The 14796-nt window shown below is 64.8% G+C and carries 27 protein-coding genes and 1 pseudogene; all 28 read right to left on the bottom strand.

Annotation, left to right across the window (positions count from 1 at the left end):
- Positions 1-70: 70 nt before the first annotated feature.
- Entirely contained in the window at positions 71-697 is a 627-nt protein-coding gene (rpsD, locus tag FMQ63_RS29355) for a 30S ribosomal protein S4 (protein WP_011553360.1), read from the bottom strand.
- A gap of 69 nt (positions 698-766) precedes the next feature.
- On the bottom strand, positions 767-1207 hold the full coding sequence (gene rpsK, locus FMQ63_RS29350; RefSeq protein ID WP_011553359.1) for a 30S ribosomal protein S11: 441 nt from the start codon (positions 1205-1207) through the stop codon (positions 767-769).
- Positions 1208-1268: 61 nt separating this feature from the next.
- Positions 1269-1652 carry a 30S ribosomal protein S13 gene (gene rpsM, locus FMQ63_RS29345; RefSeq protein WP_011553358.1) on the bottom strand — a complete coding sequence of 128 codons (384 nt, stop codon included), beginning with the start codon at positions 1650-1652 and terminating at the stop codon, positions 1269-1271.
- A 54-nt stretch (positions 1653-1706) separates the two neighbouring features.
- Positions 1707-1823 (bottom strand): 50S ribosomal protein L36, encoded by a 117-nt coding sequence (gene rpmJ / locus FMQ63_RS29340; protein ID WP_011553357.1) that lies wholly within the window; start codon positions 1821-1823, stop codon positions 1707-1709.
- A gap of 73 nt (positions 1824-1896) precedes the next feature.
- Positions 1897-2115 carry a translation initiation factor IF-1 gene (gene infA / locus FMQ63_RS29335; RefSeq protein WP_002614803.1) on the bottom strand — a complete coding sequence of 73 codons (219 nt, stop codon included), beginning with the start codon at positions 2113-2115 and terminating at the stop codon, positions 1897-1899.
- 357 nt (positions 2116-2472) lie between these two features.
- Positions 2473-3120 carry an adenylate kinase gene (locus tag FMQ63_RS29330; RefSeq protein WP_011553356.1) on the bottom strand — a complete coding sequence of 216 codons (648 nt, stop codon included), beginning with the start codon at positions 3118-3120 and terminating at the stop codon, positions 2473-2475.
- A 163-nt stretch (positions 3121-3283) separates the two neighbouring features.
- The gene (gene secY, locus FMQ63_RS29325) at positions 3284-4630 is read right to left on the bottom strand and encodes a preprotein translocase subunit SecY (protein ID WP_011553355.1); all 1347 of its coding nucleotides are present in this window, start codon (positions 4628-4630) and stop codon (positions 3284-3286) included.
- 134 nt (positions 4631-4764) lie between these two features.
- Positions 4765-5292, bottom strand: a complete 528-nt coding sequence (rplO, locus tag FMQ63_RS29320) for a 50S ribosomal protein L15 (protein ID WP_011553354.1) — start codon at positions 5290-5292, stop codon at positions 4765-4767.
- A gap of 20 nt (positions 5293-5312) precedes the next feature.
- Positions 5313-5582: a 50S ribosomal protein L30 gene (rpmD, locus tag FMQ63_RS29315; protein WP_011553353.1), complete on the bottom strand. Its 270-nt coding sequence runs from the start codon at positions 5580-5582 to the stop codon at positions 5313-5315.
- Between the two features lie 3 nt (positions 5583-5585).
- Positions 5586-6107: a 30S ribosomal protein S5 gene (rpsE, locus tag FMQ63_RS29310; RefSeq protein ID WP_011553352.1), complete on the bottom strand. Its 522-nt coding sequence runs from the start codon at positions 6105-6107 to the stop codon at positions 5586-5588.
- 22 nt (positions 6108-6129) lie between these two features.
- Positions 6130-6486, bottom strand: a complete 357-nt coding sequence (gene rplR / locus FMQ63_RS29305) for a 50S ribosomal protein L18 (protein ID WP_026114014.1) — start codon at positions 6484-6486, stop codon at positions 6130-6132.
- 108 nt (positions 6487-6594) lie between these two features.
- Positions 6595-7161 (bottom strand): 50S ribosomal protein L6, encoded by a 567-nt coding sequence (gene rplF / locus FMQ63_RS29300; protein WP_011553350.1) that lies wholly within the window; start codon positions 7159-7161, stop codon positions 6595-6597.
- Between the two features lie 64 nt (positions 7162-7225).
- On the bottom strand, positions 7226-7642 hold the full coding sequence (gene rpsH / locus FMQ63_RS29295) for a 30S ribosomal protein S8 (protein ID WP_011553349.1): 417 nt from the start codon (positions 7640-7642) through the stop codon (positions 7226-7228).
- Between the two features lie 162 nt (positions 7643-7804).
- Positions 7805-7990 carry a type Z 30S ribosomal protein S14 gene (locus FMQ63_RS29290; RefSeq protein ID WP_011553348.1) on the bottom strand — a complete coding sequence of 62 codons (186 nt, stop codon included), beginning with the start codon at positions 7988-7990 and terminating at the stop codon, positions 7805-7807.
- Between the two features lie 27 nt (positions 7991-8017).
- The gene (gene rplE, locus FMQ63_RS29285) at positions 8018-8671 is read right to left on the bottom strand and encodes a 50S ribosomal protein L5 (RefSeq protein WP_020478749.1); all 654 of its coding nucleotides are present in this window, start codon (positions 8669-8671) and stop codon (positions 8018-8020) included.
- A 181-nt stretch (positions 8672-8852) separates the two neighbouring features.
- On the bottom strand, positions 8853-9188 hold the full coding sequence (gene rplX, locus FMQ63_RS29280; RefSeq protein WP_011553346.1) for a 50S ribosomal protein L24: 336 nt from the start codon (positions 9186-9188) through the stop codon (positions 8853-8855).
- 43 nt (positions 9189-9231) lie between these two features.
- Positions 9232-9600 (bottom strand): 50S ribosomal protein L14, encoded by a 369-nt coding sequence (gene rplN / locus FMQ63_RS29275; RefSeq protein WP_002633598.1) that lies wholly within the window; start codon positions 9598-9600, stop codon positions 9232-9234.
- A 67-nt stretch (positions 9601-9667) separates the two neighbouring features.
- Positions 9668-9994: a 30S ribosomal protein S17 gene (rpsQ, locus tag FMQ63_RS29270; protein WP_011553345.1), complete on the bottom strand. Its 327-nt coding sequence runs from the start codon at positions 9992-9994 to the stop codon at positions 9668-9670.
- A gap of 90 nt (positions 9995-10084) precedes the next feature.
- On the bottom strand, positions 10085-10291 hold the full coding sequence (rpmC, locus tag FMQ63_RS29265) for a 50S ribosomal protein L29 (protein ID WP_011553344.1): 207 nt from the start codon (positions 10289-10291) through the stop codon (positions 10085-10087).
- 45 nt (positions 10292-10336) lie between these two features.
- Positions 10337-10756, bottom strand: a complete 420-nt coding sequence (gene rplP, locus FMQ63_RS29260) for a 50S ribosomal protein L16 (protein ID WP_002633601.1) — start codon at positions 10754-10756, stop codon at positions 10337-10339.
- A 66-nt stretch (positions 10757-10822) separates the two neighbouring features.
- Positions 10823-11485, bottom strand: coding sequence for a 30S ribosomal protein S3 (gene rpsC / locus FMQ63_RS29255; protein WP_002633602.1), 663 nt, complete (start codon positions 11483-11485; stop codon positions 10823-10825).
- Between the two features lie 41 nt (positions 11486-11526).
- Positions 11527-11871, bottom strand: a complete 345-nt coding sequence (gene rplV, locus FMQ63_RS29250; RefSeq protein WP_002633603.1) for a 50S ribosomal protein L22 — start codon at positions 11869-11871, stop codon at positions 11527-11529.
- A gap of 35 nt (positions 11872-11906) precedes the next feature.
- Complete coding sequence (gene rpsS / locus FMQ63_RS29245; RefSeq protein ID WP_002633604.1) at positions 11907-12194, bottom strand: 30S ribosomal protein S19; 288 nt, start codon at positions 12192-12194, stop codon at positions 11907-11909.
- Between the two features lie 9 nt (positions 12195-12203).
- On the bottom strand, positions 12204-13049 hold the full coding sequence (gene rplB, locus FMQ63_RS29240) for a 50S ribosomal protein L2 (RefSeq protein ID WP_011553343.1): 846 nt from the start codon (positions 13047-13049) through the stop codon (positions 12204-12206).
- 34 nt (positions 13050-13083) lie between these two features.
- The gene (locus FMQ63_RS29235; protein WP_002633606.1) at positions 13084-13377 is read right to left on the bottom strand and encodes a 50S ribosomal protein L23; all 294 of its coding nucleotides are present in this window, start codon (positions 13375-13377) and stop codon (positions 13084-13086) included.
- Positions 13374-13997 (bottom strand): 50S ribosomal protein L4, encoded by a 624-nt coding sequence (gene rplD, locus FMQ63_RS29230; RefSeq protein WP_002633607.1) that lies wholly within the window; start codon positions 13995-13997, stop codon positions 13374-13376. The genes FMQ63_RS29235 and rplD overlap by 4 nt, the downstream gene beginning before the upstream one ends.
- Positions 13998-14050: 53 nt before the next feature.
- Positions 14051-14359 carry a 30S ribosomal protein S10 gene (gene rpsJ, locus FMQ63_RS29225; RefSeq protein WP_002633608.1) on the bottom strand — a complete coding sequence of 103 codons (309 nt, stop codon included), beginning with the start codon at positions 14357-14359 and terminating at the stop codon, positions 14051-14053.
- A gap of 201 nt (positions 14360-14560) precedes the next feature.
- Positions 14561-14796 (bottom strand): annotated as a pseudogene (gene tuf, locus FMQ63_RS29220) (elongation factor Tu); the annotation flags it as partial.

Here is a 14796-nt window from a genome sequence, read left to right as displayed (position 1 = left end):
ACTGCGACTGCTTGAAAGCAAGACGCCCCGGCCTCGTCGGCCAGGGCGTCCACTGCGACATCCAGCGTGCTTACTTCGAGTAGAGCTCGACGATGAGCTGCTCGGAGATGGGCATCGTCAGATCCTCACGGTTCGGAACCGTGGTGACCGTGCCCTTGAACGCCTTCTTGTCCAGGGAGATCCACTGCGGAATGCCACGGCGGTCCACCGTCTCCAGCGCCTCGGAGATGCGGAGCACCTTGCGGCTCTTCTCCACCACCTCCACCGCGGTGCCCGGCTTCACGGCGAACGAGGGGATGTTCACCTTGCGGCCGTTCACCTGGAAGTGACCGTGACGCACCAGCTGGCGCGCCTCGTTGCGCGTGTCCGCGAAGCCCATGCGGAACACCACGTTGTCCAGACGAAGCTCCAGCTGCTGCAGGAGGTTGTCGCCCGTCTTGCCCTTGGCGGCGGACGCGCGGTGGTAGTAGCCGCGGAACTGGTTCTCTAGCAGGCCGTACATGCGCTTGACCTTCTGCTTCTCGCGCAGCTGCACGCCGTAGCCGGAGAACTTCACGCGGCCCTGGCCGTGCTGACCCGGGGGATAGGGGCGGCGCTCAATGGCGCACTTGTCCGTGTAGCAACGGTCGCCCTTGAGGTACATCTTCAGGTTTTCGCGCCGGCAGATACGGCAGGCGCTGGCAGTGTAACGAGCCATTGAGAGGTCCTTAGAGGTGATCTGGAGCCGCCCCCACACCAGGGTGTAAGGGCAGCCCTGACGAAGGGGTTAGACGCGGCGACGCTTGGGCTGACGGCATCCGTTGTGCGGGATGGGCGTCACGTCGCGGATGAGGTTGATCTTCAGACCGGCGGCGGCCAGCGCGCGCAGCGCCGACTCGCGGCCCGCGCCTGGGCCCTTCACGAACACGGACACGTTCTTCAGGCCGTGCTCCATCGCCTTCGCCGCGGCGTCGCCAGCGGCCACCTGCGCCGCGAACGGGGTGGACTTGCGGCTTCCCTTGAAGCCACGCGCCCCGGCGGACGACCAGGAGATCACGTTCCCGGACACGTCCGTGATCGTGATGATGGTGTTGTTGAACGTGGACTGGATGTGGACCACGCCGTTGAGGATGTTCTTCTTGCCCTTGCGCTTCGACTTCTTCGCGGCAGGGGCCTCGCCCTCGGCGCCCGTGGACGCCGCAGCCGAAGTATTGATCTCGTCAGCCATGTGAATTGCTGCTCCTGGGAGGAGGTGATCGACGCCGGCACCTTACGGGCCAGCGCTGCGTTTACCGGGCCGGAGCTGCCGGCTTCGCCCGGACGATGCCCCGCTTCGGACCCTTGCGGGTACGCGCGTTGGTGTGGGTCCGCTGGCCACGAACCGGCAGGCCCTTGCGGTGACGAAGACCCCGGTAGCAACCCAGGTCCATCAGCCGCTTGATGTTCATGGTGACTTCGCGCCGGAGGTCGCCCTCCACCTTGTAGCTGGCCTCGATGATCTCGCGGATCTTGCGGGCCTGCTCCTCGGTGAGGTCCTTGGTCCGGGTCGTGGGATCGATGCCCGCCGCAGCAATGATGTCTTGCGCGGACTTGTTGCCGATCCCGTAGATGTACTGGAGCGAGATCACCGCGCGCTTGTTGGGCGGCAGATCGATGCCGGCGATACGAGCCATCTTCGGTCTTCCTTCTTAAGTGGAGTTGGTCTGAAGCCAACGGCCGCTTGGCCGTTAGCCCTGGCGCTGCTTGTGCCGGGGGTTGGAGGCGCAAATGATGCGCACGATTCCCTTACGGCGAACAATCTTGCACTTGTCGCAGATCTTCTTGACGGACGCCCGTACCTTCATTGGAGCGAACTTCCTTCCTCAGCTAAAGAAAAGCCCAACGGGCGGCCCGCCATTCCCAGGCGGGTACACCCTACTACTTCGCCCGGTACGTGATCCGCCCGCGCGTCAGGTCGTACGGAGACAGTTCGACCTTCACCTTGTCACCCGGGAGGATGCGGATGAAGTGCATCCTCATCTTGCCCGAGATGTGCGCGAGCACCTTGTGGCCGTTGTCCAGCACCACGCGGAACATCGCGTTCGGGAGGGGCTCCATCACGGTCCCCTCGACTTCGATGGAATCATCCTTCGGCAAGCGTCAGACTCTCTTCCCCGGACCACGAACCTCTTGGAAGCGCGGCGGGATAGCACTTTGGTCCGCAAGTGGCAAGCGTCGCGCGACTGCAAAACTTGGTTTCCTACTAACCCCACATAACAGCGGGCTACTTCACCCGCAGTCATGGAAAAATCAACTCAATCTGTGAGCCCCCCGTCAAGGTCCACACCTGGAGCGAGTGCTCTCCCGGCGCGGTGAAAATGCGCCCATCCCCTACGGGAGTCCAGATCCCCCCAGGCCAGAGCTCCCCCTGTCCACACGAAGCAAGCTCCGTTGCTGAAGCGACGAACCGGCGAGGAGGTACCAGCCAGGCCGGCACCCCACCCGCCAGATGGATCAGGCCTTGCCCGCAGCGGCCTTGATCTCCTCGTAGATGCCCTCGGGCGTGCCCACGCCGTCCACGCTCTTGAGCAGACCCTTCTTCTCATAGAAGGCCTTCAGCGGCGCCGTCTCCGAGTCGTACTTCTGAAGGCGCTTCTCGATGACCTCGGGCATATCATCCGGGCGCTGGACAAGCCCGGTATTGCACTTGTCACAGTACCCCGCCCGCTTCGGCGGGCTCTGGTAGACGTGGTAGACGCTGCCGTCCACCGGGCAGACCCGCCGGCCGGAGCCGCGCTCCACCAGCTTCGCGTGCGGCACCTCGAGCGAGATGACGGCGCTCAGCTGCTTGCCCAGGCGCCCCAGCATCTTGTCCAACGCGTCCGCCTGGCCCGGCGTGCGCGGAAAGCCGTCCAGGACGAAGCCCTTGGCCACGTCCGCCTCCTTGAGGCGCTCCTCGACGATGCCAATCACGACGTCGTCCGGGACGTACTGCCCGGCGGCCATCAGCGGGCCGGCCACCCTGCCCAGCTCCGTGCCCTCCGCGACTGCCTTGCGGAGGATGTCTCCGGTGGAGATCTGGGGGATCTGGAAGTCGGCGAACAGTCGCTTCGCCTGCGTGCCCTTCCCCGCGTTCGGCGGCCCCAACAGGATCAGGTTCATGTGTCCTCTTTGCTCCGAAGGAAGGCACGGAAGTCGTAGGACTCAAACCCCCGAGCGCGCTCCGTGTGCACCAGCGAATATCCTTGAACAACACCTAGCCTGGGAACGACGAGGCGCCCCTCCCCGCGACGGGGAGAGGCGCCCGGAACGCCCGCGCGGAGGCTCAGGCCGCCACGCGCACCCGGCCCCGGATGCGCGGGCCGCGAGGGCCGGCGAAGCCCTCGTAGTTACGACTGATGAGGTGGCCCTCAATCTGCTGCACCGTATCCAGCGCTACGCCCACGACGATCAGCAGCGCCGTGCCGCCGAAGGTGAACCGCACCCCCAGCAAGCCACTGATGACCGACGGAATCACGCAGACAATCGACAGGTAGATGGCACCACCGAACGTGAGCCGGTTGAGCACGCGCTCGATGAACTCCGCCGTCTGACGGCCCGGACGGATGCCCGGGATGTAGCCACCCTGCTTCTTGATGTTGTCCGCCACGTCGTCCGGCCGGAACGTCAGCGCCGTATAGAAGTAGGCGAAGAAGATGACCATCACGACGAACAGCCCGTTGTAGATCCACAGGTTGCCTTCGATGGCGCGCTGGAATCCCTGCAGGAACGGGAACCAGGTTCCCAGCGTGGCCGGGAAGGACAGCACGGCGCCCGCGAAGATGGGAGGAATCACGCCCGAGGTGTTCACCTTCATCGGGAAGTACGTCGCCTGGCCGGCGAACATCCGCCGTCCCGCCATCCGCTTGGCGTACTGGATGGGGATGCGCCGCATGCCTCGCTCCACGTAGACGACCGCGGCGATGATGATGAGCATGAAGACGACCAGCGCGAGCACCTCGGCCATCGAGATGACGTCCTGACGGGTCAGGTCCAGCAACTGCTTCGCGCCCGGGAGCAGGCCCGCCACGATACCGGCGAAGATGATGAGCGAGATGCCGTTGCCGATGCCACGCTCGGTGATGCGCTCACCCAGCCACATGATGAAGGCCGTTCCGGCCGTGAGGCTGACCACCGTCATGAAGGTGAACCAGACGCTGTCATCGGGGACGACCACCTGGTTGAAGCCGCTCTGGCCACCGTCGGAGCGGCCCAGCGACGCCAGCCACCGCGAGATGCCGATGCCCTGCACGACGGAGAGCGCGATCGTGCCGTAGCGGGTGTACTGGTTGATCTTCTGCCGGCCGCCGGCGCCTTCCTTCTGCAGCCGCTCCAGGCTGGGTACGACCACGGCGAGCAGCTGCATGATGATGGAGGCGCTGACGTACGGCATGATGCCCAATCCGAAGATGGACATCTGCTCCAGCGCGCCGCCGGAGAAGAGGTTGAACAGCGAGACGAGGCCGCCCGACTGCTTCTGGGCGTCCATGAACGCGTTCATCGCCGAACGGTCCACGCCTGGCGTGTTGATGAAGATGCCGATGCGATAGACGGCGAGCAGCGCGAGCGTATACGCGAGCCGACTGCGCAGCTCAGCGATACGGAAGACGTTGGCGAAGGCGTTCAGAGCCACGGGGTAGCCATCCTCTTCGAGAGGGTTCTGCCAGGACGACAAAACGCCCCTGTTCCACGAGTGGGAAAGGGGCGCAGAAGCCTACACAAGCGAAACTGCGCGCACCACCAGCAAGTGATGCGCGCCAGGCACGCTCAGGCCTTGGGCTGCCGAGGAGCCTTGACGCCCTTGCCAGCGTGCGCCTTGGCCGCGGACTCCGGCTTGTGGGCCACCAGCGGAATCTCTTCCACCGCGCCGCCCGCCTTCTGGATGGCCGCCTTCGCCGCCTCAGACGCCTTGTGCACGACCACGGTGACCTTCTTGGTCAGCTCGCCGCGGGCCAGCAGCTTCACGCCGTGGTAGCGGCCCTTGACCAGGCCCACCTTGCGCAACGTCTCCACGTCCGCCGTGGCGCCGGCATCGAAGTGCTGCTCGAGGTCCGACAGGTTGACGACCGCGTAGACCGTCCGGTTCGGCGGCGTGAAGCCAAACTTCGGCAGGCGCCGCTGCAGGGGGCTCTGGCCGCCCTCGAAGCCTTCGAACCGCATGTTGCCGGTGCGGGCCTTCTGGCCCTTGCCACCACGGCCGGCCGTCTTGCCAAGACCACTACCCTGGCCGCGGCCTACGCGCTTCTTGCGGTGCCACGAGCGCGCCGGACGCTGCAGTTTGTTCAGAGTGCTCATCGTCTCGATCCTCTCGTGACTCAGGCCTTGTTCTGCTTGGCCTGATACGCGATCGCCCGCTCCCGCAGGGCAATCTTGGCGGGCTTGCGGCGCTTGGGCGCCGGCGCGTCGCCGGAAACGGTTTCCAGGGTGACCAGGTGCTTCACCTTGAACGCCATCCCGCGAACCGCAGGCGTGTCCTTGAGGAGCCGCTCGTCACCGAACTTCTTCAGGCCCAGCCCACGGATGGTGTCCAGCATGTCGCTGGACGCACCCGCAAAGCTCTTCACCAGCTTCACCTTGAGCGCCATGGGCTAGCCCCTCTGCTCCCCGGCGAGCTTCGCCGGCTCGACGTCCTTGCCACGGAGACGCGAAACCTGCTCCGCGCTGCGCAGCAGCTTCAGGCCAGCGACAGTGGCCTTCAGCACGTTGTGCGGGTTCCGCGACCCCTGGCTCTTGGTCAGGATGTTCCGGATGCCCGCCGCCTCCAGCACCGCGCGAACCGCGCCGCCGGCGATGACGCCCGTACCCTGGGTGGCCGGCTTCAACAGCACCCAGCCAGCGCCGAAGTGCCCGAGCACCTCGTGCGGAATGGTGTGACCCACGAGCGGGACGCGGAACAGGTTCTTCTTCGCGTTCTCACCACCCTTGCGGATGGCCTCGGGGACTTCGTTGGCCTTACCCAGGCCGACGCCCACGTGTCCGGCGCCGTCCCCCACCACCACCAGGGCGGCGAACGAGAAACGGCGGCCGCCCTTCACGACCTTTGCCACGCGGTTGATATTCACCACGCGGTCGGTGAGGTCCAGATCGTTCGGATTGATCGGAGTTGCCACTTGGGGGATTCCTTTCGAATTCTTAGAACTTCAGCCCGGCCTCGCGCGCGGCGTCGGCCACGGCGGCGATGCGCCCGTGATAAGGGAAGCCGTTGCGGTCGAACACCACCGCTTCGACGTTGGCGGCCTTGCACTTCTGCGCAATCAGAGCACCAACACGCTTCGCATCCGCCTTCTTGTCGCCCTCGTCCTGACCCTTCAGGTCCTTGGACAGCGACGAGGCAAACGCGAGCGTCTTGCCCGTGGTGTCGTCCACCACCTGCGCGTAGATGTGCTTGAGGCTCTTGTACACGGTGAGCCGCGGCCGCTCTGTCGTACCCGACAGCTTCTTGCGGATGCGGTTCTTCCTCTTGAGACGGGCTTCAATCTTCGTAGGCATGGCTGCTTCCTTTTCCGTCCGGAGGCGATGCGGCCTTCCGCCTCCGGATGATGCCACCAGGTCTCGAGGACCCGGTGGAGTTTGGAACACTCAGGAAAGACAGGACGACTAGGTCGTACCGGTCTTGCCCTCCTTGCGGCGGATGCGCTCCTCGGCGTACTTGATGCCCTTGCCCTTGTAGGGCTCGGGGGGACGCAGCGAGCGGATGTTCACCGCCGTCGCGCCCAGCGCTTCCTTGTCCGAAGAACGGAGCGTCAGGCCCACGGTGGGCAAGCTGTCCTCGTTGCGCGGCGCCTTGTCGACTTCGGCGGTCACGCCCTCGGGCAGGTTGAACACCACCGGGTGCGAGAACCCCAGCGAGAAGTGAATGGCCTTGCCCTTCACCTCGGCGCGGAAACCAACGCCGCGGATGTCCAGCTTCTTCTCGAAGCCCGTGCTCACACCCTTCGCGGCGTTCGCGAGGATGGTCCGGGTCAGGCCGTGCAGGCTGCGCGCCTCGCGCGAGTCATCCTCGCGCTGCACGGTCATCTGGCCGTCCTTGATCTCGACCTTGACCTTGCCAGGCAGCTTCACCGACAGCTTGCCCTTGGGGCCCTCGAAGTTCACCTGCTCGCCGGCGATGACGGCCTTCGTCTTGTCGCCGAGCTTGATCGCCAGTTTTCCAATCCGACTCATGGTTGCCTCGGTCCTGTGTGCCTGGGGCGCGCTCCCTCACGGGGCGCCGCACCCTGGCGGCTGGCTAGTAGACGGTGCAGAGCAGCTCGCCGCCGACCTTCTGCTTGCGGGCCTCGGAATCCACCATGATGCCGCGCGAGGTGGACAGGATGGAGATACCCAGGCCACCCAGCACCTGCGGAATCTCACGCGCCGCGGCATAGCGACGCAGGCCCGGCTTCGACACGCGGCGGATACCGGTGATGGCCGGCGCACGGTCCGGACCGTACTTCAGCTGCACGGAGATCTCCGGGAACACCGTGCGCTTGTTCTGCACGGTCTGCTCGTGCACCACGAACTCGCCGATGTAGCCCTCATCCTTGAGGACCTTGATGATCTCGAGCTTGAGCTTCGAGTGGGGGATGACGACCTTGTCGTGACGCGCGCGCGAAGCGTTGCGCAGGCGGGTCAGCATGTCGCCGACGGGATCATTGACCGGCATGGAGTACCTTCCCAAACGAGGCCCCGTACCGGGCGCCCCGCGTTCGCAGCCACCGCGCCTGCCGGGCCCATCCCGGGGGTTCGCGCTGACCGCCACTACGAACTTCCTACTTCAATGTGCCTGGCTGGCCGATGAGGCCCGCCAGGCACCCTGCCCTTCCGGCTACCAGGACGACTTGGTAACGCCGGTGACTTCGCCGCGGAGGGCGCGGTTGCGGAGGCAGATACGGCACATCTTGAACTTGCGCAGGAACGCGCGCGGCCGGCCACACAGCGGGCAGCGGTTGTACTGGCGCACCGAGAACTTCGGCTTGCGCTTTGCCTGGGCGATCTTGGAGAGCTTGGCCATGTTTCGTCGGGTCCTTGACTCGAGGGCTTACTGACGGAACGGCATGCCGAAGTGACGCATCAGCGCCAGCCCCTGCTCGTCGTTGGCAGCAGTGGTGACGAAGCTGATGTTGAGCCCCTTCACCTTCTCGATCTGGTCGTAGTTGATCTCAGGGAAGATGATCTGCTCGCGCACGCCGAGCGTGTAGTTGCCCTTCCCGTCGAACGCCTTGGGGGACACGCCCTTGAAGTCACGCACGCGCGGCAGCGCCACGGTGATGAGGCGGTCCATGAACTCGTACATGCGGTCGCCGCGCAGCGTGACGGCGGCACCGATGGCCTGCCCCTGGCGCAGCTTGAAGTTCGCGATGGACTTGCGGGCGCGCGTGACGATCGGCTTCTGGCCGGTGATCGCCGCGAGCTGCTCCACCGCCGACTCCAGGATCTTGTTGTTGGCGAGCGCCTCGCCCAGACCCATGTTGACGACGATCTTCTCCAGCCGGGGAACCTGCATCGGGTTCTTCAGGCTCAGCTCCTTCAGGAGGGACGGAACACCTTCCTTGAAGAAGCGCACCTTCAGACGGGCCGGCTTGGACTCCAGGCCTTCCTCGATATTGGCGGCGAAGCCAACCTTCTTGGCCTCTTCCTTCTTGCCCCGCTTCGCCTTCTTTTCCTTCTGCTCGGCCTTCTTCTCGTCAGCCATCGTCCTGTCCTCTGCTTCGGGGCGCCGTCGTGGACCCAGCACGCCCGATCAGTCCTTCGTATGGAACCTGGAAACACCGCGAGGGCCCCTGTTGCTCCACGGGCCCTCCATGCCTGCACGCCCGCCCTTCGCCACCACCAGGGTGGGCAAAGGGCGCGCATACATGCACCAACGCGGACACCTAGTCAATCAGGGCGTCGCAGTTCTTGCAGAACCGCTTCTTCTTGCCCTCTTCACCTTCAGTACGAATGCCCACTCGGGTCGGCTTGTCGCACTTGGCGCAAACCACCTGCACGTTCGCCAGCGCGATCGTGCCCGGCTTCTCGACGATGCCGCCTTCCGGGCTCTGAGGCGTCTTCTTCATGTGACGCTTGACCAGGCGCAGGCCCTCGACCGTCACGCGCTCAGCCTCGCGATCGATCTTCAGTACCTTGCCGCGCTTGGTCGCCGGGTTCTTCTCGGAGGCTTCGGCCCCGGCCATGACCTGGATCGTGTCTCCAACCTTCAGCTTCTGCATGGCTTCCTCTCTCTGGCTGCTCGCCGTCCGGCCTGCCGTCCTCTCAGAGGACTTCGGGCGCCAGCGAGATGATCTTCATGAACTTGCGGGCGCGGAGCTCACGGGCCACCGGCCCGAAGATACGCGTACCAATGGGCTCCATGTCCTTGTTGATGAGGACCGCGGAGTTGCCGTCGAACTTGATGTAGCTGCCGTCCGGACGACCCACCTCGCGCTTGGTGCGAACGATGACGGCCTTGGCCACGTCACCCTTCTTCACCTTCGAGTTGGGAAGCGCCTCGCGCACCGAGACGACAATCACGTCGCCGATGGACGCATACTTGCGCTTCGAACCACCGAGCACCTTGATGCAGAACACCTTCTTCGCGCCCGAGTTGTCCGCCACGTCGAGCACGCTCGTCATCTGAATCATCTGGGAATCTCCTGTCGCCGGTGACCATCCCGCGCCGCCTCACGGCCGCGCGGAAGGGACATGCGTGCTAGACGTTCTTGCTCTTCTCCAGCACCTCGACCACGCGCCAACGCTTGTCCTTCGAAGCGGGCTTGGTCTCGGCGATCCGGACCCGATCACCCTCGTTGATGGTGATCTTCTTGGGGTAGTCGTGGTCCTCCACGTGCGCCTTGTACTTCTCGCGCAGGCTCATGATCTTCCCGTACTTCGGGTGCGGAGCCCGGCGCTGGACGGTGACGACCACCGTCTTCTGCATCTTGTTGGAGGTGACAATCCCCACGCGCGTCTTGGGACGGCCACGGGTGGAAGTCTCGGAAGCCTGCGTCTCGGTCGCTTCAGCCATCTTCTCTCTCACTGTCTCTCATGCACCCGGGCATTGGCGCCCGGATGGCCGCACGCGCTCCTCTATCAGCTGAGCGCGCTTGGAGTCGTGGGTGTTCAGCCCTTAAGCCTTCGTCTTCTGGGTCAGCACGGTCAGAACCCGCGCCAGGTCCCGTCGGTGCTGGGTGCGCTCGGCCGGGTTGTCCAGCGAACCGGTCCGCCGCTTCAGCTGGTCCTGGAACAGCGTCTCGCGCAGCTCGGCCGCGCGCTGCTTCAGGTCGTCCGCCGACAGTTCCTTCAATTCCTTCGCAGTCGCCATTTCACTCTCCATGCGAGCGGAAGCTGTCCAGGGGACCAGCTCCCGCCGCTCGGTGCCTTAGAGGCTCAGGTCCGCCCGCTTCACAATCTTCGTGAGCACCGGCAGCTTCGCCTGCGCCAGCTTCAGCGCCCCGGTGGCCACTTCCGGCGTCATACCCTCCATCTCGTAGAGGATGCGGCCGGGCTTCACCACCGCGACGTAGTACTCCACGCCACCCTTACCGGTACCCATACGGGTCTCAGCGGGCTTCTTGGTGATGGGCTTATCCGGGAAGATACGGATCCAGATCTTGCCGCCACGCTTCACGTGACGCGTCATCGCGATACGAGCCGCCTCGATCTGCCGGGAGGTGATCCACCCCGGCTGGAGGCTCATCAGGCCGTACTCACCGTAGGTCATGTCGCTACCCCGGTGGGCACTGCCAGGCATGCGGCCCTTGTGCATCTTGCGGTACTTCGTACGAGCAGGCTGAAGCATCGTCGCTGTCCTTCGCCGCCCTGCCCCGGGCGCCCCTTTTGGGAGCGCCCGGCGCGGGTGGGCTGATTACCGGTTGGAGGGCATGGGGGCCTGGCCACCCTTGCCCGGGAGGACCTCGCCCTTGCAGACCCAGACCTTGCAGCCGATCTTGCCGTAGGTCGTCTTCGCCTCGGCGAAACCGTAGTCAATGTCCGCGCGCAGGGTGTGCAGGGGCACGCGACCCTCGCGGTACCACTCGTAGCGCGCCATCTCCGCGCCACCGAGGCGGCCCGAGCAGGCCACGCGGATGCCCTTGGCACCGAACTTCATCGCCGTCTGCAGGGCCTTCTTCATGGCCCGGCGGAACGCGATGCGGCGCTCGAGCTGCGTGGCGATGTTCTCCGCCACCAACTGCGCGTCGGTCTCAGCCTTGCGGACCTCGACGATGTTGAGGAAGACCTCGTTCTTCGTGAACTGCTGGAGGTCCTTCTTCACCGTCTCAATGCCCGCGCCGCGCTTGCCGATGACGATGCCCGGCCGCGCAGTGTGGACGTTGACCTTGACCTTGTTGGCCGCGCGCTCGATTTCCACCTTCGACACGCCCGCGTGGTTCAGCGACTTCTTCACGAACTCGCGGATGCGGATGTCCTCGTGGAGCCACTGCGCGTAGTTCTTGTGCTCGAACCACTTGGAGTCCCAGGTCTTGATGACACCAAGCCGGAACCCGATCGGATGAACTTTCTGTCCCAACGTGATTCTCCTTGAAGCGTCCGGGCAGGGCCCGACGGGTCCTACTTCTTCGCCTCGGCGAGCACCACGTGGACGTGGGCCGTCTTCTTCTTGATGGGGGTGGCCCGTCCCATGGCGCGCGGCATGAACCGACGCTGGGTGGGACCCTGGTCCACGGAGATGGTCTTCACGTAGAGCGTGTCCACGTCGACCTGGCCCTTGGACTTGTCAGTCGCGTTGGCCACGGCGCTCTTGATGAGCTTCTCCACCGGCTTGGCCGCGGCGCGCTTGGTGAACTTCAGGATGTTGAGGGCCGCCTCAACAGGCTTGCCCCGGATGAGCTCCGCAACGGTGGAAATCTTGCGGGGGCTCATGCGCAGGAAACGCAGATGTGCAGTCGACTCCATGGTCTTCTCCTCAGGCTCTCAGGCAATGCGCCAGGCTACTTGCCCGGGGCCTTGGCGACCTTCTTCTCCGCCGAGTGACCGCCGAACGTACGCGTCGGGGCGAACTCGCCGAGCTTGTGGCCAACCATGTTCTCCGTGACGAACACCGGGATGAACTTCTTCCCGTTGTGCACCGCGAAGGTGTGACCCACGAACTCCGGAAGAATCGTGGAGCGGCGGGACCACGTCTTTACGACGGCCTTCTTGTTCGTCTTGATCATGTCCTCGATCTTCTTCACGAGGAAGTCGTCGACGAACGGACCCTTCTTGATCGAACGAGCCATGGAATCCTCTTACTGGCTGCGCGCGCCCTGGCGGCGGCCGGACACGATGAACTTGTCAGTGCGCTTGTTGGTGCGCGTGGTGAGACCCTTGGTCTTCTTGCCCCAGGGGGACACAGGGTGCGGGTTACCCTGACCGGACTTGCCTTCACCACCGCCGTGCGGGTGGTCGACCGGGTTCATCGCCAGACCGCGGACGGTGGGGCGAATGCCCAGCCAGCGGCTCTTACCCGCCTTGCCGATACGGATGATTTCATGCTCGATGTTGCCGACCTGGCCCACGGTGGCGCGGCACTCGATGAGGACCTTGCGGACGGTGCCGGAGGGCATACGCACCTGCGCGTAACGGTCCTCCTTCGCCATCAGCTGTCCGGACGTGCCGGCGGAGCGGATGACCTGGGCGCCACGGCCCGGCTTCAGCTCCACGTTGTGGATGACCGTACCCACCGGGATGTTCTGCAGCGGCAGGCTGTTGCCAGGCCGGATGTCCGCGCCTTCGCCGGCGAACACCGTGTCACCCACGCTCAGACCCACCGGAGCGAGGATGTAGCGCTTCTCGCCGTCCGCGTAGTGCAGCAGGGCGATGTTGGCGGTGCGGTTGGGGTCGTACTCGACGGCCACGACCTTCGCGGGGACGCCATCCTTGTCCCGGCGCTTGAAGTCGATGACGCGGTAGCGGCGCTTGTGGCCGCCGCCCTGGTGCCGGCGGGTGATGTGCCCGTGGACGTTGCGACCACCGGAGCGCTTGAGCGGCTCGGTGAGGCTCTTCTCGGGCGAGTCCTTGGTGATGTCCGCGAAGTCGGACACCGTCATCAGACGGCGGGCGGCGCTAGTCGGCTTGTACTTCTTGATGCCCATGGTGTGTTCCTCAGGCTGGCTCGACGCCGTGGCGTCAGGCCGCCCCTCCCTCGAAGAGTTCGATCGAGTCGCCCTGCTTCAGCGTCACAACCGCCTTCTTGAAGTTGGGCCGCTTGCCGATGCTACGACCCACCCGCTTGATCTTGCCGCGGACGATGTTGGTGTTCACGCCCTCGACGGTGACCTTGAAGAGCGTCTCCACCGCACGGGCGACGTCGTGCTTCGTCGCCTTGCGGTCGACGATGAACGAGTACTGACGGAACTTCTCGCGGGCCTTGTCCAGCTTCTCGGTGATGAGCGGGCCCTTGATGACGTCGTTCAGATTCATGACAGCGCCCCCTCGAGGGTCTTCGCGGCCGCGGACGTGAGGACGAGGTGCGAGTGCCGGAGAACGGCCTCGAGGTTCAGGCCCTCGGGCGGCAGCACGTCGAACTTCGCCAGGTTGCGCACGCTGCGGTGCAGGTTGGTGTTGCCCTTGTCGTCAATCACCAGGGCGTTCTGGAGCTTCAGACGCTTGGTGAGGACCTCGAAGGCCTGCTTGCTCTTCGGAGCATCCAGGGAGAAGCCATCCAGGATGATGAGCGTCTTCTCCTGGGCCCGCAGGGACAGCGCGGACTTCAGGGCGCCGCGGCGCACCTTGCGGGGCGGGCGGTAGAAGTAGTCGCGCGCCTTGGGAGCCATCGCCTTACCGCCGCCCACCCAGTGGGAAGCGCGGATGGAACCCTGACGAGCGCGGCCGGTGCCCTTCTGCTTCCAGGGCTTCTTGCCGCCGCCGCTGACCAGCGAGGTGTTCTTCACCCCGACCGTGCCGCGGCGCCGGTTGATCTGCTGCATCTTCGCCACCTCGTAAAACAGGTGGGCGTTCGGCTCGGTGCCGAAGACATCGTCGGAGAGCTCAATCTCCGACACCTTCTTCAAATCCAGGTCGACAACGTCAAACTTCGCCATGGCACTTTCCTCGCGGGGGTCGGAGTGAAACCACTCGAACGCCCACCCGCTTCCTAGGACTTGATCTCGACGTCAACGCCAGCCGACAGATCCAGCTTCATCAGCGCATCCAGCGTCTGCTGCGTGGGCTCGAGGATATCGAGCAGGCGCTTGTGCGTGCGGATCTCGAACTGCTCACGGCTCTTCTTGTCCACGTGCGGAGACCGCAGCACCGTGAACTTGTTGATGCGCGTGGGAAGGGGGATCGGACCGGCCACCTTCGCGCCTGTGCGCTTGGCCGTCTCGACGATCTCACCCGCGCTCTGGTCCAGGAGCTTCGAGTCGTACGCCTTCAGCCGGATGCGGATCTTCTGTGTCGCCATTCGCAAGAACCTCTTTGAACGGACTCTGCCTCTGCCGCGGGAGGGCGTTACGACCGACGTCCCCTGGATTTCACAGAGCCGTTTCTTCAGAACGAAGGGGCGCGGTGTGTACCATCCCGCCCCAGGGTGTGCAACATGATTCCCAACGGCTCCCTGAAATTTCCCGAAATTGGGAACGCAGGGAGCCACTGGGGGTTTGCGCTACTCGACGATTTCCGCCACGACGCCGGCACCCACCGTGCGGCCACCCTCGCGGACAGCGAAGCGCAGCTCCTTCTCCATGGCCACGGGGGTGATGAGCTCCACCTCAATGGCGATGTTGTCGCCCGGCATCACCATTTCGACGTTCTCCGGCAGCTTCACCGAGCCCGTCACGTCCGTGGTGCGGAAGTAGAACTGCGGGCGGTAGCCCTTGAAGAACGGGGTGTGACGACCGC

This window comes from Myxococcus sp. CA005 (assembly GCF_006518205.1).
GTDB classification, from domain to species: domain Bacteria; phylum Myxococcota; class Myxococcia; order Myxococcales; family Myxococcaceae; genus Myxococcus; species Myxococcus xanthus.
Note: the sequence above shows the minus strand (reverse complement) of the source record. Positions and strands in the feature narration are given on the sequence as shown.

What these genes read in the sequence shown, in the direction of transcription:
- rpmJ (WP_011553357.1), bottom strand. Translation starts at nt 1,823, where the DNA reads ATGAAGGTACGGGCGTCCGTCAAGAAGATCTGCGACAAGTGCAAGATT.
- rpsD (WP_011553360.1), bottom strand. Translation starts at nt 697, where the DNA reads ATGGCTCGTTACACTGCCAGCGCCTGCCGTATCTGCCGGCGCGAAAAC.
- rplV (WP_002633603.1), bottom strand. Translation starts at nt 11,871, where the DNA reads ATGGAGTCGACTGCACATCTGCGTTTCCTGCGCATGAGCCCCCGCAAG.
- rplB (WP_011553343.1), bottom strand. Translation starts at nt 13,049, where the DNA reads ATGGGCATCAAGAAGTACAAGCCGACTAGCGCCGCCCGCCGTCTGATG.
- FMQ63_RS29330 (WP_011553356.1), bottom strand. Translation starts at nt 3,120, where the DNA reads ATGAACCTGATCCTGTTGGGGCCGCCGAACGCGGGGAAGGGCACGCAG.
- rpsH (WP_011553349.1), bottom strand. Translation starts at nt 7,642, where the DNA reads ATGCCGGTCAATGATCCCGTCGGCGACATGCTGACCCGCCTGCGCAAC.
- rplN (WP_002633598.1), bottom strand. Translation starts at nt 9,600, where the DNA reads ATGATTCAGATGACGAGCGTGCTCGACGTGGCGGACAACTCGGGCGCG.
- rplR (WP_026114014.1), bottom strand. Translation starts at nt 6,486, where the DNA reads ATGCCTACGAAGATTGAAGCCCGTCTCAAGAGGAAGAACCGCATCCGC.
- FMQ63_RS29290 (WP_011553348.1), bottom strand. Translation starts at nt 7,990, where the DNA reads ATGGCCAAGCTCTCCAAGATCGCCCAGGCAAAGCGCAAGCCGAAGTTC.
- rplX (WP_011553346.1), bottom strand. Translation starts at nt 9,188, where the DNA reads ATGCAGAAGCTGAAGGTTGGAGACACGATCCAGGTCATGGCCGGGGCC.
- rpsS (WP_002633604.1), bottom strand. Translation starts at nt 12,194, where the DNA reads ATGGCTCGTTCGATCAAGAAGGGTCCGTTCGTCGACGACTTCCTCGTG.
- rpmC (WP_011553344.1), bottom strand. Translation starts at nt 10,291, where the DNA reads ATGGAGAGTGAAATGGCGACTGCGAAGGAATTGAAGGAACTGTCGGCG.
- rplE (WP_020478749.1), bottom strand. Translation starts at nt 8,671, where the DNA reads ATGGCTGACGAGAAGAAGGCCGAGCAGAAGGAAAAGAAGGCGAAGCGG.
- rpmD (WP_011553353.1), bottom strand. Translation starts at nt 5,582, where the DNA reads ATGGCGCTCAAGGTGAAGCTGGTGAAGAGCTTTGCGGGTGCGTCCAGC.
- rplO (WP_011553354.1), bottom strand. Translation starts at nt 5,292, where the DNA reads ATGAGCACTCTGAACAAACTGCAGCGTCCGGCGCGCTCGTGGCACCGC.
- rpsJ (WP_002633608.1), bottom strand. Translation starts at nt 14,359, where the DNA reads ATGGCGACACAGAAGATCCGCATCCGGCTGAAGGCGTACGACTCGAAG.
- rplF (WP_011553350.1), bottom strand. Translation starts at nt 7,161, where the DNA reads ATGAGTCGGATTGGAAAACTGGCGATCAAGCTCGGCGACAAGACGAAG.
- FMQ63_RS29235 (WP_002633606.1), bottom strand. Translation starts at nt 13,377, where the DNA reads ATGAATCTGAACGACGTCATCAAGGGCCCGCTCATCACCGAGAAGCTG.
- rplD (WP_002633607.1), bottom strand. Translation starts at nt 13,997, where the DNA reads ATGGCGAAGTTTGACGTTGTCGACCTGGATTTGAAGAAGGTGTCGGAG.
- rpsM (WP_011553358.1), bottom strand. Translation starts at nt 1,652, where the DNA reads ATGGCTCGTATCGCCGGCATCGATCTGCCGCCCAACAAGCGCGCGGTG.
- rpsK (WP_011553359.1), bottom strand. Translation starts at nt 1,207, where the DNA reads ATGGCTGACGAGATCAATACTTCGGCTGCGGCGTCCACGGGCGCCGAG.
- rplP (WP_002633601.1), bottom strand. Translation starts at nt 10,756, where the DNA reads ATGCTTCAGCCTGCTCGTACGAAGTACCGCAAGATGCACAAGGGCCGC.